1 protein-coding gene is annotated in these 493 nt (G+C 51.5%); it reads left to right on the forward strand.

Annotated elements, in window-relative coordinates:
* Positions 1–76 precede the first annotated feature (76 nt).
* Positions 77–493 (forward strand): transposase (locus tag GTO89_RS16965; protein ID WP_328793940.1); only part of this gene is annotated, 417 nt, incomplete at its 3' end.

Consider the following 493-nt stretch of genomic DNA (forward strand, 5'->3'; position numbering starts at 1 on the left):
CGAGAACCCTGAGCATCTCGATAAAAGAACTTGTGGATACCGGCGTCGCAAGGAAGCGGTACAGAGGAAGCCGCAAGTGGCGTCCCAGTTGCTCGATCATGTCCTAGCAGCGGATATAACAGCGGATTATGTGTTGATGGACACCTGGTTTACCAATGAGCCCATGATTGCGTGCATCGTGGAGAAAGGGCTTCATGCAATCGGCATGGTCAAGGAATTAAAGCAACGCTATTGCTTGGCAGGGGCATCCTACTCGCTATCCCAACTGCGTTCCCGCTTCGTGGCCAAAAACGGTTCGGAAATCATCGGCTCGATCTGTGTCCAGACCAAGCAAGGCATCCCCGTGAAGCTTGTATTCATTCGCAACCGCAATAATCCCAGAGAATGGCTCGCGTTGTTGAGTACGGATACAACCCTGGAAGCGTCAGAAATCGTGCGCATTTACGGCATGCGCTGGAGCATTGAAGTGTTTTTCAAGTCCACCAAGTCCTTA

The organism is Heliomicrobium gestii, from assembly GCF_009877435.1.
GTDB lineage: Bacteria > Bacillota > Desulfitobacteriia > Heliobacteriales > Heliobacteriaceae > Heliomicrobium > Heliomicrobium gestii.